15 protein-coding genes are annotated in these 14,158 nt (G+C 44.3%); 2 read left to right on the forward strand and 13 right to left on the reverse strand.

Going from position 1 to position 14,158, the window contains the following annotated elements; all coding sequences use genetic code 11:
- Window positions 1-94: 94 nt before the first annotated feature.
- The 10 genes from SPUTW3181_RS15535 to ffh form a co-directional block, all read right to left on the reverse strand.
- Window positions 95-430 (reverse strand): hypothetical protein, encoded by a 336-nt coding sequence (locus tag SPUTW3181_RS15535; RefSeq protein ID WP_011790258.1) that lies wholly within the window; start codon window positions 428-430, stop codon window positions 95-97.
- A 141-nt stretch (window positions 431-571) separates the two neighbouring features.
- Window positions 572-1,687 (reverse strand): hybrid-cluster NAD(P)-dependent oxidoreductase, encoded by a 1,116-nt coding sequence (locus tag SPUTW3181_RS15540; protein ID WP_011790259.1) that lies wholly within the window; start codon window positions 1,685-1,687, stop codon window positions 572-574.
- Between the two features lie 76 nt (window positions 1,688-1,763).
- Entirely contained in the window at window positions 1,764-3,428 is a 1,665-nt protein-coding gene (gene hcp, locus SPUTW3181_RS15545; RefSeq protein WP_011790260.1) for a hydroxylamine reductase, read from the reverse strand.
- A 217-nt stretch (window positions 3,429-3,645) separates the two neighbouring features.
- Window positions 3,646-4,785: a bifunctional chorismate mutase/prephenate dehydrogenase gene (gene tyrA / locus SPUTW3181_RS15550; protein ID WP_014610126.1), complete on the reverse strand. Its 1,140-nt coding sequence runs from the start codon at window positions 4,783-4,785 to the stop codon at window positions 3,646-3,648.
- A gap of 27 nt (window positions 4,786-4,812) precedes the next feature.
- Complete coding sequence (locus SPUTW3181_RS15555; RefSeq protein WP_011790262.1) at window positions 4,813-5,904, reverse strand: 3-deoxy-7-phosphoheptulonate synthase; 1,092 nt, start codon at window positions 5,902-5,904, stop codon at window positions 4,813-4,815.
- Window positions 5,905-6,156: 252 nt separating this feature from the next.
- Entirely contained in the window at window positions 6,157-6,510 is a 354-nt protein-coding gene (gene rplS / locus SPUTW3181_RS15560; RefSeq protein WP_006080791.1) for a 50S ribosomal protein L19, read from the reverse strand.
- 34 nt (window positions 6,511-6,544) lie between these two features.
- The gene (gene trmD, locus SPUTW3181_RS15565) at window positions 6,545-7,291 is read right to left on the reverse strand and encodes a tRNA (guanosine(37)-N1)-methyltransferase TrmD (protein ID WP_011790263.1); all 747 of its coding nucleotides are present in this window, start codon (window positions 7,289-7,291) and stop codon (window positions 6,545-6,547) included.
- Between the two features lie 15 nt (window positions 7,292-7,306).
- On the reverse strand, window positions 7,307-7,837 hold the full coding sequence (gene rimM / locus SPUTW3181_RS15570) for a ribosome maturation factor RimM (RefSeq protein ID WP_011790264.1): 531 nt from the start codon (window positions 7,835-7,837) through the stop codon (window positions 7,307-7,309).
- Window positions 7,838-7,857: 20 nt separating this feature from the next.
- Window positions 7,858-8,109 (reverse strand): 30S ribosomal protein S16, encoded by a 252-nt coding sequence (rpsP, locus tag SPUTW3181_RS15575; RefSeq protein ID WP_011790265.1) that lies wholly within the window; start codon window positions 8,107-8,109, stop codon window positions 7,858-7,860.
- 218 nt (window positions 8,110-8,327) lie between these two features.
- Complete coding sequence (gene ffh / locus SPUTW3181_RS15580; protein ID WP_011790266.1) at window positions 8,328-9,701, reverse strand: signal recognition particle protein; 1,374 nt, start codon at window positions 9,699-9,701, stop codon at window positions 8,328-8,330.
- A 328-nt stretch (window positions 9,702-10,029) separates the two neighbouring features.
- Here ffh and SPUTW3181_RS15590 point away from each other — a divergent pair, with 328 nt between their 5' ends.
- Together SPUTW3181_RS15590 and SPUTW3181_RS15595 are read left to right on the forward strand one after the other, a co-directional pair.
- Window positions 10,030-10,818, forward strand: coding sequence for an inner membrane protein YpjD (locus SPUTW3181_RS15590; protein ID WP_011790267.1), 789 nt, complete (start codon window positions 10,030-10,032; stop codon window positions 10,816-10,818).
- Between the two features lie 100 nt (window positions 10,819-10,918).
- On the forward strand, window positions 10,919-12,190 hold the full coding sequence (locus tag SPUTW3181_RS15595) for an HlyC/CorC family transporter (protein ID WP_011790268.1): 1,272 nt from the start codon (window positions 10,919-10,921) through the stop codon (window positions 12,188-12,190).
- A gap of 64 nt (window positions 12,191-12,254) precedes the next feature.
- Here SPUTW3181_RS15595 and SPUTW3181_RS15600 read toward each other — a convergent pair whose 3' ends face one another.
- The 3 genes from SPUTW3181_RS15600 to pdxJ all read right to left on the reverse strand — a co-directional run bounded on the left by SPUTW3181_RS15600 (window position 12,255) and on the right by pdxJ (window position 14,087).
- Complete coding sequence (locus tag SPUTW3181_RS15600) at window positions 12,255-12,779, reverse strand: DUF962 domain-containing protein (protein WP_011790269.1); 525 nt, start codon at window positions 12,777-12,779, stop codon at window positions 12,255-12,257.
- Window positions 12,780-12,966: 187 nt separating this feature from the next.
- On the reverse strand, window positions 12,967-13,350 hold the full coding sequence (acpS, locus tag SPUTW3181_RS15605) for a holo-ACP synthase (RefSeq protein ID WP_011790270.1): 384 nt from the start codon (window positions 13,348-13,350) through the stop codon (window positions 12,967-12,969).
- Complete coding sequence (gene pdxJ, locus SPUTW3181_RS15610; RefSeq protein ID WP_011790271.1) at window positions 13,350-14,087, reverse strand: pyridoxine 5'-phosphate synthase; 738 nt, start codon at window positions 14,085-14,087, stop codon at window positions 13,350-13,352. The genes acpS and pdxJ overlap by 1 nt, the downstream gene beginning before the upstream one ends.
- Window positions 14,088-14,158 lie beyond the last annotated feature (71 nt).

Raw genomic sequence — 14,158 nt, forward strand, 5'->3', positions numbered from 1 at the left:
CAACTCGTTTGCTGGTCATTTACAGCTATCAAAGCATAAAGCTAACAAAAAAAGTGAACCAAACTCGAAAGTGCAAGTAGACAGGAGAGTACAACTAAACTTCGATGCCATCGATAAGGCCCAGCCAGCCTTTAATAATACGATGGCAAAACCAAATAATACCAAACAGATAAATCGAAAGACTGAGCCAAGTTATCGGCACCCAATAGCCAAGCACTAATAAGCCAATAAAGATAAGATTAGAATGTCGCTGCCAACGCAAATGCGATACCAAAAGTGCATTCCCATGAGATTGGCGTTGAGAGAGATTAATAAATAGGCTCAGTAATACAGGCAGTAAAAGTAAGGGAAAGCCCGACATCAATGCATAAAGCAAATGCCCAAGGCTGCGATCTTCAATTTTTGCGGCATAAGTGGTTGTCGTTGTCATTGAGAGACTCCAGCCAGACGAATAGACTAGGCGCAAACAACTACGCCCTTGTCTTTAACCTTACGTTCTCACAGCAAGAATCGCAACTCAGGAGTTAAAATATTTCTGTGTGATGAAAATATATCCTTGGTATTTTTGCGTTCAGAGAACGAGCGTCACATCCGATGTTAGTTTCGTTGAACAGGCCAAAACATAACCCGCTTCAATTTCTGCAGGTGTTAAGGTCATGGTACTACTCGACTCAGTCGTTCCTTCTACCACTTGGCATTTACAAGCCCCACAAACGCCTGAGCGACAAGCGGCAATAATAGGCAAACCTTCGGCTTCAATACCTTCAAGCAAGGTTTGCTCAGGTAATAAGGCTCGCGTTTTATCGCCGATTGATAACATAAAAGACGAACTGGCATTTGCGTGTTCTATGCCCAGTATTTCAGCTTGTTTGACTCGGCTTTGTGCCTCTTTAACCGCAGTAGCAAAACTCTCATGGTGCAATTGGCTCATATCAAACTGAAGCTCGTTAAGGATGCTTTTTACCGATTGCATATAAGGTTCTGGACCACACAAGAATATCGTTCGCTCAGCAAAATCGGGCACTAAATTGCGTAAACTTTCGGCATCTAATCGGCCTGTATCATAGAATATAGGCTCGTTATGCCAAGGTTTGGTGGTAGTGACAGATTCCAACATATAACGAAGTTTAAAACTGCGGTGACGCAGAGCCATGGTTTCTAAGGAGGATTTAAAAATGATATCAACTTCTGTTCGGGCGCTGTGTAAAAAAGCGATATCTGCATCCATTTGACTGTCAGTTAAATATCGCGACATAGAGTACATGGGCGTAATGCCACAACCTGCACTCAAAAAAAGATATTTCTGTGCAGGAATATCAAACAGATTAAACTGACCTGTAGGTGGTAACACTCTGACGCTCTGACCAGGCAAAAGATGGTCGATAAGATAGTTAGATACAAGCCCACCAGGGACACGTTTTATCGTTACCATTAAGGAATAAGGCCGCGAAGGCGAAGATGACAAGGTATAACTACGGCAAGCCTGTTCCCCATTAATCTCAAGCACAAAGGTCATAAACTGCCCCGGCTTGTAATCAAACTTCATTGGCTCGCCCGCCTGAAAACGAAAACTCACCACATCAGCAGTTTCTTCCCAACGCTCAACACACACTAAATGATTGAAGCTCTCCTTTAGCTTGGGAGCAATAGATAAAGCCTCTGCTTTCGATATTACACTCATATTCATAGCAATTTTACCCACGAAAAACTGCGGTTTTACCCATTCAGCTAAAACCGCAACTAACCAATAGTTCTAGGCTGAGTTAAGCCACGTTTAGCATGGTCTTTAAGTCCGCCTCAACGGTGGTCGTGTTTCTTAAACCAAACTTATCTTCTAAAATTTTGGCTAAGTTTGCAGTTAAGAAAGCAGGAGGTGTTGGCCCTGTCCGGATATTTTTAACGCCAAGAGAAAGCAAGGTCAGCAATACAACAATGGCTTTTTGCTCAAACCAAGAAAGCACTAAGCTCAGAGGTAATTCATTGATATCACATTCAAACACTTCAGCTAATGCAATCGCTAACTGGATCGCAGAATAAGCATCGTTACATTGACCCACATCGAGCAAACGCGGAATACCGTTAATATCACCAAATTCGAGTTTATTGAACTTATACTTACCACAACCTAGCGTCAGGATTATTGAATCCTTAGGTGTGGATTTAGCAAGTTCAGTAAAGTAGCTTCTGTCGGCTTTATCACCGTCACAACCACCCACAAGGAAAAAGTGTTTTATTGAACCATTTTTCACATTTTCAACCACAGCAGGGGCTGCCGCCATTAACGCATTGCGAGCAAAACCTATGGTGATTTTGTGCGGAATTTCATCGTAATTAAAACCCTCTAAAGCAAGTGCTTTATCAATTACTGCCGAGAAGTCATCACCGATGATGTGCATAACGCCAGGCCAGCCAACGATGCTGCGAGTAAAAATACGATCGCTATAACTGCCCACATTTGGATCAATAATGCAGTTTGATGTCATCACCACAGCGCCAGGGAAATTGGCAAATTCCTTCTGTTGGTTCTGCCAAGCGCTGCCATAGTTACCAACAAGGTGAGGATATTTTTTAAACGCGGGATATGCCAGTGCTGGTAACATTTCACCATGGGTATAGACATTAATGCCCTTACCTACAGTTTGTTCAAGAATAAGCTCTAAGTCCTTCATATCATGGCCTGAGACTAAAATCGCCTTGCCTTTAACTGACTTAGTATTCACCACCGTTGGCTCTGGATGACCGAAGGATTGGGTTTCACCCGCATCGAGCATCGCCATAATACGGTAATTTAATTGACCAATTTCCATCGCTGTGGCAAATAACTTATCCCCATCGACACTCGACTCACCTAAGAATGCCATGATTTCGTGAAATCGGCCCGCAACCTCAGCGTCTGTTTGGTCAAGTACGCGAGCATGCTCCATATAGGCAGCGGCGCCTTTAAGGCCATATAAGCAGAGTAATCTTAAACCAAGAATATCTTCATGGATTTCATGCTTGTCTTTATTCAATAACGCGATAGGTGCCTGAGAGAGCATTTCAACTTTACTGGTGCCCAACACTAACTGTGCCACTTCTGGCACTTGCTCTGCCACTTTTCCCGCTCTTTCACAGGCTAATTCATAAGCCGCTTTCAAACTAGCGCGGTATTTAGCAGCCTGCTGTGCATAAGCGACTATGCGCTCATCATCAAAGTTAACGTTAGTCAGAGTAGAAAAGAATGCTTTAGGTACGAAACTATCGATTTCGGCATCGACAATACCTAACTCACGGGCCTTAACCGCATACACTGAAACCCCTTGCAGCATATAAATTAATAAATCCTGCAAGTCAGATGTCGCGGCCAACTTGCCACACATACCTTGAGAATAGCTACAACCATTACCTGCTGGTGTACGAATAGTTTGCTCACACTGAATACAAAACATGGATAGACTCCTAATTTAAATTCATGCTTTATTTATGCATGTTTAAACTTAGTCTACCGAAACCCTGTACAAGCGATAGATATTTTTAAAATCCTCTCTCAAATTTGCGAGGGTTATCACCTTAAGCGATCACTAATATTAAATGTGACAACGTCGAACTTGACATAATAAAACGCCCATCAATGATGGGCGTTTTTATGGCGTAACATATTATTAATTAATTGGTTTTCATATCATTGACCGATTGCAGCATAATACGACTTTCGCGCTGAAATTGCGGTGCAAAATCCCCAAACCACTGAGCAACAGCTTGGAACTGCTTAATAAACTCGTTCCTGTCACCCCGTTTGAGCAGCTCTAGGGCTTCACGGTAGTTATCTAAATAATCGCCAATTGCATGCTGACTATCTTGCTGAGCAAAAATAATATCAGCGTAAAGCTCTGGGCTTTGGGCAAATAAACGCCCTACCATAGCGAGCTCTAAACGATAAATTGGCGAACTAAATTGCAACAGCGTCTCAATATCCGCCTCTTCCTTGCAAAGATTTAACCCATATACAAAGGTTGAGAAATGGCGCATCGCCTGTACCAACTGCATCGCACTGTCGTGACGCGCTGGCTCAGCTTCGACAATCCGAGCTCCCCAAATGGCGATCTGTTCGAGTAGCCATTGATATTTTTCCGGCGAGCGGCCATGACAAACAACAACAACTTGTTTCGCCAAACTGCCCACATCAGGACCAAACATAGGATGAAAACCAACGACGGGACCAGAATGCGCCTCAAGCATGGCTTTAACTGGCTCAGTCTTGATAGAGGTCAAATCGGCCAAAATGCAATCTGCTGGTAACTGAGTCAGTTTTTCACGAATAAGCTCGCAGGTAATCGCTATCGGCACAGTCACTAATACCATACCCGCATCGGCAAATAAGCTATCCGCCTGTTGCCAATCGTCTTTATCGAGCAGGTTTACTTGGTAGCCAGATAAGGTCAGCATTTGTGAAAATAGTCCACCAAGCTGGCCTTTACCACCGATAATCACCACAGTTCCTAGATCTTTTTTGACTTGTTTAAAGCCAACATCTTTCTCATTAAGATAAGACTCACGCATCAAACGACGCAAAATATCTTCGATCAACTGCGGCTCAATTCCTAGCGCTTTTGCTTCATCACGGCGTTTAGCTAGCATGGCTGCTTCACGCTGCGGTGCATAAATGGGTAAACCAGCGCCGTGTTTCACCGTGCCCACTTGTGCAACGAGATCCAGGCGCTTACGCAATAAATGTAGTAATTGCTGATCGACACCATCAATTAAGCTTCGAAGATGTTCTAATTCGGCCGTTGTTTTTTCATTCATACCTGAGTCCATTAAGCTGTTGCCAATTTAAGCGTTAGCGACCTTAAGCATATCGAAACGCGTTGGAAGTATTGAAGATAACTTCGCAGCGCCTTGACGTAAAACAGTTTCTGTTTTTTCCCAATTAATACAAGAATCTGTCACAGAAACACCGTAAGCTAGCTCGCTTAATGGCCTATCACAACTTTGATTGCCTTCATTTAGGTGACTTTCTAACATCACCCCGATAATGGACTTGTTACCATTGTAGATCTGCGCAAAAACATCTTCACACACAGGTATCTGCCGCGTGTAATCCTTAGAAGAATTGCCATGGCTGCAATCGATAATAAGGCGGGCATTAAGTTTGGCTTTATGAAGCTGCGCCTCACATTCTGCCACACTCGCCGCATCATAGTTGGGCATTGCACCACCACGTAAAATCACATGTCCATCTGGATTACCTGCAGTTTGCAATAGCGCTACTTGGCCCTGTTGATTTATGCCCATAAATCTGTGGCTACTGGCCGCCGATTTTAGCGCATTAATCGCTACATCGAGCTTACCATCGGTGCCATTTTTAAAGCCCACCGGCATAGACAGACCCGATGCCATTTCCCTATGGGTTTGCGATTCAGTGGTGCGAGCGCCAATAGCAGACCAAGTGACTAATTCAGAAATGTATTGTGGGCTAATAGGATCGAGTGCTTCAGTGGCGACGGGCAGCTCAAACTCGGCGAGCCAAATCATCAGTTCACGCGCCATCTTTAAGCCTTTTTCGACATCGAAGGATTCGTCCATATCGGGGTCGTTAATCATGCCCTTCCAACCGACCGTAGTACGCGGCTTTTCAAAGTAGACTCGCATTAAGATGTAAAACTCATCACTGAGTTCATCGTGCAGAGTTTTAAGCCTTAAAGCGTATTCTTTTGCAGCGGCGATATCATGTATGGAGCAAGGTCCCGCCACAATCAACACACGGTTATCACGTTTATGGACAATATCAGCCACAGTTTTACGGGCATTAAGAATATAACGATAGGCATGCTCAGACAGTGGCAAGGCATTTTTAAGCTCTTGCGGCGTGATTAAGACTTTCTCTGAACTGATGTGTACGTTGTTAATCGTATCCTGCTGCATGCTTACCACCTGAGGCTATTAATTCGGAATAATTTGGAGCACAAGTTCAAATCACTCAATGTCCATGAGGAATAAGGAAAAGTATTCCCTACCCAGTCGCAATACTGTAACGCTACACCATTACAACAAGGCGACAACTATGCCTGTAAACAAAATTAAGATCAAGGAAGAATTAAACAGTAAAAACAAAAAACCGCCACTAGGGCGGTTTTCTGTGCGAACACTACGTCTTGTTTTCTGTAACTGGAACTATTATTTAGTTGCCAATTTCTCACGGATACGTGCAGATTTACCTGAACGATCACGTAAGTAGTACAGTTTGGCGCGACGAACGCGGCCACGACGCTTAACTTCAATGCTTGCGATCAGAGGGCTGTGCGTTTGGAATGCACGCTCAACACCTTCACCATTAGAGATTTTACGTACTGTGAATGCAGAGTGCAGACCACGGTTACGTTTAGCAATTACAACGCCTTCGAAAGCCTGTAAACGCTCTTTGTCACCTTCTTTAACACGAACCTGAACGACTACTGTATCACCAGCACCAAACGCAGGAACGTCTTGTTTCATTTGCTCATCGTTGAGCATTTTAATGATGTTGTTCATAACTTACTCCGTTCTAGAATTAACTGAGCTACGACTAAGCATGCTTGTCCATTGCTTCAACGAACTGCGCTAAAAGAGTCGATTGTTCGTCAGTCAGAGCTAGATTTTGCAATAATTCTGGTCGTCGCAGTAAAGTCCTACCAAGGCTTTGCTGTAAACGCCAGAGTCTAATTTGTTCGTGGTTGCCACTTAGCAGCACTGCGGGTACATCGAGTCCATCAAGGCTTTCAGGGCGAGTGTAATGAGGACAATCCAGTAAACCGTCGGAGAAAGAATCTTGCTCCGCCGAAGCTTGTTTTCCTAGCACACCAGGAACCAATCTCGATACTGCATCTATCATGGTCATCGCAGGTAATTCGCCGCCCGAAAGCACGTAATCCCCAACCGACCATTCTTCATCCACTTCCGTTTGAATGATGCGCTCATCAATACCTTCGTACCGACCACACACCAAAATCAACCGGGATGATTTAGCCAACTCAGTCACGCCTTGCTGATCCAGCTTGCGTCCTTGAGGTGACAAATAAATCACCTTTGCCTCTTCGCCTGCAGCTGCTTTCGCAGCATGAATGGCATCGCGTAAGGGTTGCACCATCATCAACATGCCGGGACCACCGCCGTAAGGCCTGTCATCTACCGTATTATGTCTATCATGGGTGAAATCACGGGGATTCCACGTGTGCAACTCAAGCAGGCCGTTTTTCACGGCTCGACCCGTAACACCAAAGTCTGTAACGGCACGAAACATCTCTGGGAACAGGGTTATTACCCCTAACCACATCTGTTGTACCTCGACTTAGAAGTCAGGATCCCAATCCACTAAAATCTGTTTACCTTGCACATCCACCGTTTTGATGAATTGCTCAGGGACAAAGGGGATCATACGTTCCACTTTGCCGAAACTATCTTTAGCGTTGGCTTTAACCAGTAATACGTCATTCGATCCTGTTTCCACGATCTGATCGACGATCCCCATGTTATAACCTGTTGTATTGACCACTTCGCAACCGATAAGATCACGCCAATAGAATTCATCTTCTGGCAATGCATCCATCTGTTCCGGTAAAATCGCTATCTCACAATTTGTGAGCATTTGCGCTTGCTCCCGGGTATTGACACCTTCAAGCTCGGCAACAACTGCCTTACCTTGGTATCGCCACTGAGTGACCTTTACTTCCCGCCATTCACCATTTTCTTTAATAAGCCAAGGTGAATAATCAAAGATACCTTCAACAGAATCGGTATAGGCGGTGATTCTCAGCCAACCTTTAATGCCATGACAGGAGCCTAATTTCCCCAGTACGACTGGCTGTTGGTTACTGCTCATCAATCTATACCTTAACGCTATTAAGCAGTTGCTTTACGAGCGTCTTTGATCAATTTTGCTACACGTTCTGTTGTAGCAGCACCGTTAGAAACCCAGTGCTCAACGCGTGCTAGATCTAAACGTAAAGTTTCTTCTTGGCCACGGGCCAATGGGTTGAAGAAACCAACACGCTCAATGAAACGACCATCACGAGCGTTACGGCTGTCAGCAACAACGATGTTGTAAAATGGACGCTTTTTAGCGCCGCCACGAGCTAAACGAATGGTAACCATGCGTTTTCAATCCTCTAATGATTTGCTTGAAGCAAAAATAAAAACTGGAACCCCGTGTTCGCGAAGAGTCCCAGATAGAAAGCCGGAAGATTTTACCTGACTTTTCAACGAATGCAACCCAATCTGGCGATTATTAAACCTGCCCCTTTGATGCCTTCGTCATCATAGTTAGAATCAACCAACTGATAATGCATTAACTTTAGTAAAAATAGGTAGGATTAGCGTCCTGGAAATTTCATACCGCCCGGCATCATGCCACGCATTCCGCGCATCATTTTTTGCATGCCGCCCTTGGCCGACATTTTTTTCATCATCTTTTGCATTTGAGTAAACTGTTTCAATAAACGGTTTACGTCTTGAATTTGCGTGCCAGAACCAGCAGCAATACGACGCTTGCGTGAGCCCTTGATTAAATCAGGGTTTTTACGCTCCTTGGAAGTCATCGAATTAATGATAGCTTCCATTTGGCCTGTCATCTTGCCATCTTGAATTTGCGCGAGGGCTTCAGGCGGCAACTGACCAACACCTGGCAGTTTTTCCAGCATGTTCATCATACCGCCCATGTTTTTCATTTGCTGTAACTGTTCACGGAAATCTTCTAAATCGAAACTGCCACCTTGCTTCACTTTCGATGCGAGTTTCATGGCCTTTTCTTTATCGACGCCACGTTCAACTTCTTCGATAAGCGATAACACATCGCCCATGCCCAAAATGCGTGAAGCGATACGGTCTGGGTGGAATGGCTCTAACGCGTCTGTCTTTTCACCCACACCGAGGAATTTAATCGGCTTGCCCGTAATGTGGCGAATCGATAACGCCGCACCACCGCGGGCATCACCATCGACTTTGGTTAAGATAACCCCAGTCAATGGCAAAGCTTCATTAAAGGCTTTTGCGGTGTTTGCCGCATCTTGCCCGGTCATCGCATCGACAACAAATAGTGTTTCGATAGGTTTAACCGCAGCATGAAGTGCCTTGATTTCATCCATCATGGCTTCGTCGACGTGTAGACGACCCGCCGTATCGATGATCACTACATCAATAAATTTCAGTTTTGCGTGGGCAATAGCCGCTTTCGCAATATCTATCGGTTTTTGACTCACATCCGATGGGAAAAACTCGACATCGACCTCAGCGGCTAAGGTTTCAAGCTGCTTAATCGCTGCTGGACGATATACGTCTGCACTAACGACTAATACGGATTTCTTATGGCGAGTGCGCAGCAATTTACCAAGCTTAGCGACGCTAGTCGTTTTACCGGCACCTTGCAGACCCGCCATCATTAATACGGCTGGCGGTTGAGTGGCTAAATCGAGGGCTTCGTTCGCTTCGCCCATGGATTTTTCAAGTTCGCTTTGAACAATCTTAATAAAGGCTTGACCAGGGCTTAAGCTTTTAGCCACTTCTTGGCCAACGGCACGTTCTTTCACATTGTTAACAAATTCACGCACCACAGGCAGGGCAACATCCGCCTCCAGCAGTGCCATACGCACTTCGCGCAGGGTTTCCTTAACGTTTTCTTCGGTTAAGCGACCACGGCCACTGATATTTTTCAGCGTGCGTGACAGTCTGTCGGTTAGGTTCTCAAACATCGTCCTGTTCTATACCTTTAAGAATCTCGATTAATGCCTGTATTATAACGATGCGGGCGCATTATGCTACTGCCACAAAAATCTTGATGGCACTTGCGTATTTTACTCGCACAGACTCATGTTTTAGTGGTAATTACGAATTATTTATGATTAACAACAAGAATCTGCTAAATTTTGCAACTCAAGTCACTGCCCATTTACTGGCAGCCCATGTTATTCTAAATAAAATTTTGATCTGTCTGCCCAGTTAATACCCAAACAACCTGAAGATGCAAGATTCAGCGGGAATTTAAGGCACCTTTAACAACACAAAATAGGTTAATTACCCATGGTCATCTTTTCTGCCTCAGCCATGTTTTTTTATTGCATTGCGTTGGTATTAGTGACAAGCCGACTTTTTCATCCCGAAGGTCCAAATCGTAGGGCCGTTGCAGGTGTCGCATCGATTGCCGTGATATTACATGCTGCAGCCCTTTCACAGGGAATTTTCACTACAGACGGCCAAAATTTTAGCCTGACGAATGTCATCTCACTCGTAAACTGGATTATCGCCTTCACTTTCACTGTGTTGATGTTTAGGCTTAAAGTGATTGTTGTCGTCCCCGTGGTCTATGCCTGTTCTGTGTTATCTGTAGCCCTACTTTGGCTATTACCACCTAAATTTATCATCCATTTTGAACTCTATCCCGAAGTGTTAGCTCACGTTGTCTTGTCACTTATGGCCTATAGCGCATTAATGATTGCCGCTTTGTATGCAATACAACTCGCCATGATCCAAAACAAGCTCAAGAAAAAACAATTGATGCTAAGTCCCGGTATTCCCCCACTAATGACAGTTGAGAAACAGCTTTATCATCTCGTGATTATTGGGGTGATTTTGCTCAGTTTATCGCTAGCGACAGGGTTCATCTTCCTCGATGATATGTTTGCCGATGGCAAAGGCCACAAAGCCATACTGTCAATAATGGCGTGGTTTGTGTATATCACTATGCTGTGGCAACAATACTGGGTCGGTTGTAAAATTCGTACTGCTGTCATTTATACCCTTACAGGTGCAGGCCTGCTGACGCTCGCTTATTTTGGAGCACGAATTGTCAAAGAGTTGATCCTCAGTTAATAATGTTAAGTCAGTTGAGATCGTAAAGGTCTTAACTGACTTGACACTTTTTTAAATATCGGTATCTACTTAAGTTTACTGGCCATATTGGAGCCTATTTTTGGACGCTATATCGACAAGCGCACTCCTTATTTTCCTACTAGTGCTCATCATGTTCTCCGCCTATTTTTCAGGCTCAGAAACCGCCATGATGACCCTCAATCGTTATCGTTTAAGACACCTCGCCTCCAATGGCCATAAAGGCGCTATACGGGCATTAAAATTGTTAGAACGACCAGATCGACTTATCGGCCTTATTCTGATCGGCAATAACTTAGTCAATATATTAGCTTCTGCTATTGCGACTATCATAGGAATGCGACTTTGGGGAGATTTAGGTGTTGCCATTGCAACAGGGGTGCTCACCTTAGTCGTGTTAGTCTTTGCCGAAGTTACGCCTAAAACTATCGCCGCCTTGAATCCTGAGCGGATTGCCTTCCCATCCAGTGTACTCTTACGTTGGTTGTTAGTCTTATTAGCACCATTGGTAAAGGGAGTTAATTTAATCACCTCCGGATTTCTACGTTTAATGGGCATTAAAACCGTTAATAGCAGCGATGCCTTAAGCCAAGAAGAATTACGTACTGTCGTACATGAGGCCGGAGCACTTATCCCCCAACGTCACCAAGAAATGTTGTTATCTATTTTGGACTTAGAGAAAGTCACCGTTGAAGATATTATGGTGCCACGCTCTGATCTCTATGCGATCAATGTGAATGATGAGTTTAAGGTTATCAATCGCCAAGTTATCCAAAGTCCCCATACTCGAGTATTGGTGTACCGCGATACGATTGACGATGCGGTGGGTTTTATCCATTTACGCGATGCATTACGCCTACAATCAAAAAAACAATTTAGTAAATCATCACTGCTCCGCGCAGTAAAAGAGCTTTATTTTATTCCAGAAGGGACACCGCTTAATGTCCAACTAGCTAATTTTCAACAAAATAAAGAACGGATTGGTTTGGTGGTTGACGAATATGGCGATATTCAAGGCTTAGTAACGCTGGAAGATATCCTAGAAGAAATTGTAGGCGATTTCACCACTTCGATGGTTACAGCACCAAGTGAAGATATTACTGTGCAGCAGGATGGCAGCTATTTAGTGGATGCTAGCATTACAATTCGTGATTTAAATAAAGAAATGAAGTGGGATTTTCCAACAGATGGGCCTAAGACACTTAATGGGCTAATTTTAGAATACCTAGAAGATATTCCTTCAGAAAACACTAGCTTACGCCTCGCAGGCTATCCGATAGAAGTCATAGAAGTTGCCGATAACATGGTAAAAACAGTGCGCGTTATTCCTCTACATTACCATCCACCTCGTTAGCTTAGCTTTCATCAATTAAACAAAATCGGCTTAATGGTTTAGCCGATTTTGTGCACCACGAAATTTATTTACTTTTTTGCGCCTCAAGCATACGACGCTTTTCAATTGCGACTGCAGTGATTTGCTCATTAAGTGACTTTTCTAGTCCAAGCATAAAGTAGACTTCTGCCATTAAAAAAAACGGCCCAATTAATAACTGATTTAAGTCATCCACAAATGCAGGCTTAGCTTTTTCATATCGATGACCAATTAATTGAAATATCCATCCGACAATAAAGAGGGCTAAGGCTAACCAAACGGCATAGGAAAAATGAGCAACAACCTCAGTAGTATAAAGCACTGGGATCAAAAAAAGAGTCAAGCCTAGTGCCAACTTAACATGTAGACGCACATAATAAACCAGCACGAGTCCCCCTAAAACGAGACCTAAACTGATGTCACCCAAACTCCCCAATGGTATGCGGATTGTCGCCAGTAATAAAAAAGCAGACCAAATAATCAGTGGGATACCCACAAAATGGGTTTGAATATTACGATGATTTAGATGCACACTTTTGTAGGTTGATAACTGCTCTGCGGCGGATTTCATCTTGGGCTCCTTTTGCTCTGTCCCTATACGTTTCTGGTTCCTATAAATTTGCGCCATACATGACGCCTAGACCATAAACTAGCCCAAAAATAATCGACTGAACAGCATAAGCAACAAAAATATTACAATCAAACACAAAGCAGTAAAAAGGGAGCATAAAGCTCCCTGCATCATCAAACATAAGATATCAGCACGATTCGAGGATCACAGTCGCAATGGCATAGGACTTTTCATCCGCGATCGAAATATGTCCAAAGATACCATTGAGGAAAGCCAAACGCTGCTGCGCTCCATCGGTAAAGCGAATAGTGGGCGCACCATCTGGCGTATTACCAATATGAATGTGTTGAAAAGACACTCCACGGCCAATACCTGTCCCTAACGCTTTAGCGGCTGCTTCTTTTGCCGCAAATCGTTTAGCAAGATAGCGACTCGGCTGACTATGGGCGATATAAATCGCCAATTCAGCCTCGGTCAGCACGCGTCTAGCCAGCTTGTCGCCAGAACGCGCAACATGGGCCTCAATACGCTCAATCTCGACAATATCAGTGCCTAGGCCGACTATCGCCATTATTCGCCTCGGCGACCTTCAAGCATTAACGCTTTCATGTCTTTCACTGCCGTCGCTAAACCGTCAATGGCAGCACGTGCGACAATCGCATGACCGATATTGAGCTCATATAACTCAGGAATCGCCGCAATCGGTTTCACGTTGTGGTAATGCAAACCATGGCCGGCATTCACCACTAAGCCTTTGCCATGGGCGTATTTAGCCATTTCGCTGATACGCGCTAACTCAATAGCTTCTTCCGCTTCAGTTTTAGCATCGGCAAAACAGCCCGTATGAATTTCAATAAGCGGTGCACCAGAAGCAACAGCGGCATCAATTTGGGTTTTATCGGCATCGATAAATAAGGAGACTTGAATACCCTCAGCAGCTAAACGAGTCACTGCAGCAGTGATTTTATCTAACTGCCCTGCCACATCTAAACCACCCTCAGTGGTGACTTCTTGGCGTTTTTCTGGCACTAAACAGACATAGGTCGGCTTAATTTCACAGGCGATGTTAAGCATTTCTTCGGTCACCGCACATTCAAAATTCATGCGGGTTTTCAAGGTTTTTGCCAACAGATATACATCGCGGTCTATGATATGGCGTCGGTCTTCACGCAAATGGATAGTGATGCCATCGGCGCCAGCATGTTCAGCAACGGCAGCTGCATGCACAGGATCGGGATAACTGGTGCCACGGGCTTGGCGCAGAGTAGCAATATGGTCGATATTCACGCCCAATAAGATACGGCTCATCGGGAACTCCTTAATGTTTAACGCTGATATTGCGGCCTATTGTACTTAGCCTCACACAAAAAAACACTGAA

Source organism: Shewanella sp. W3-18-1, from assembly GCF_000015185.1.
GTDB classification, from domain to species: Bacteria; Pseudomonadota; Gammaproteobacteria; order Enterobacterales; family Shewanellaceae; genus Shewanella; species Shewanella putrefaciens.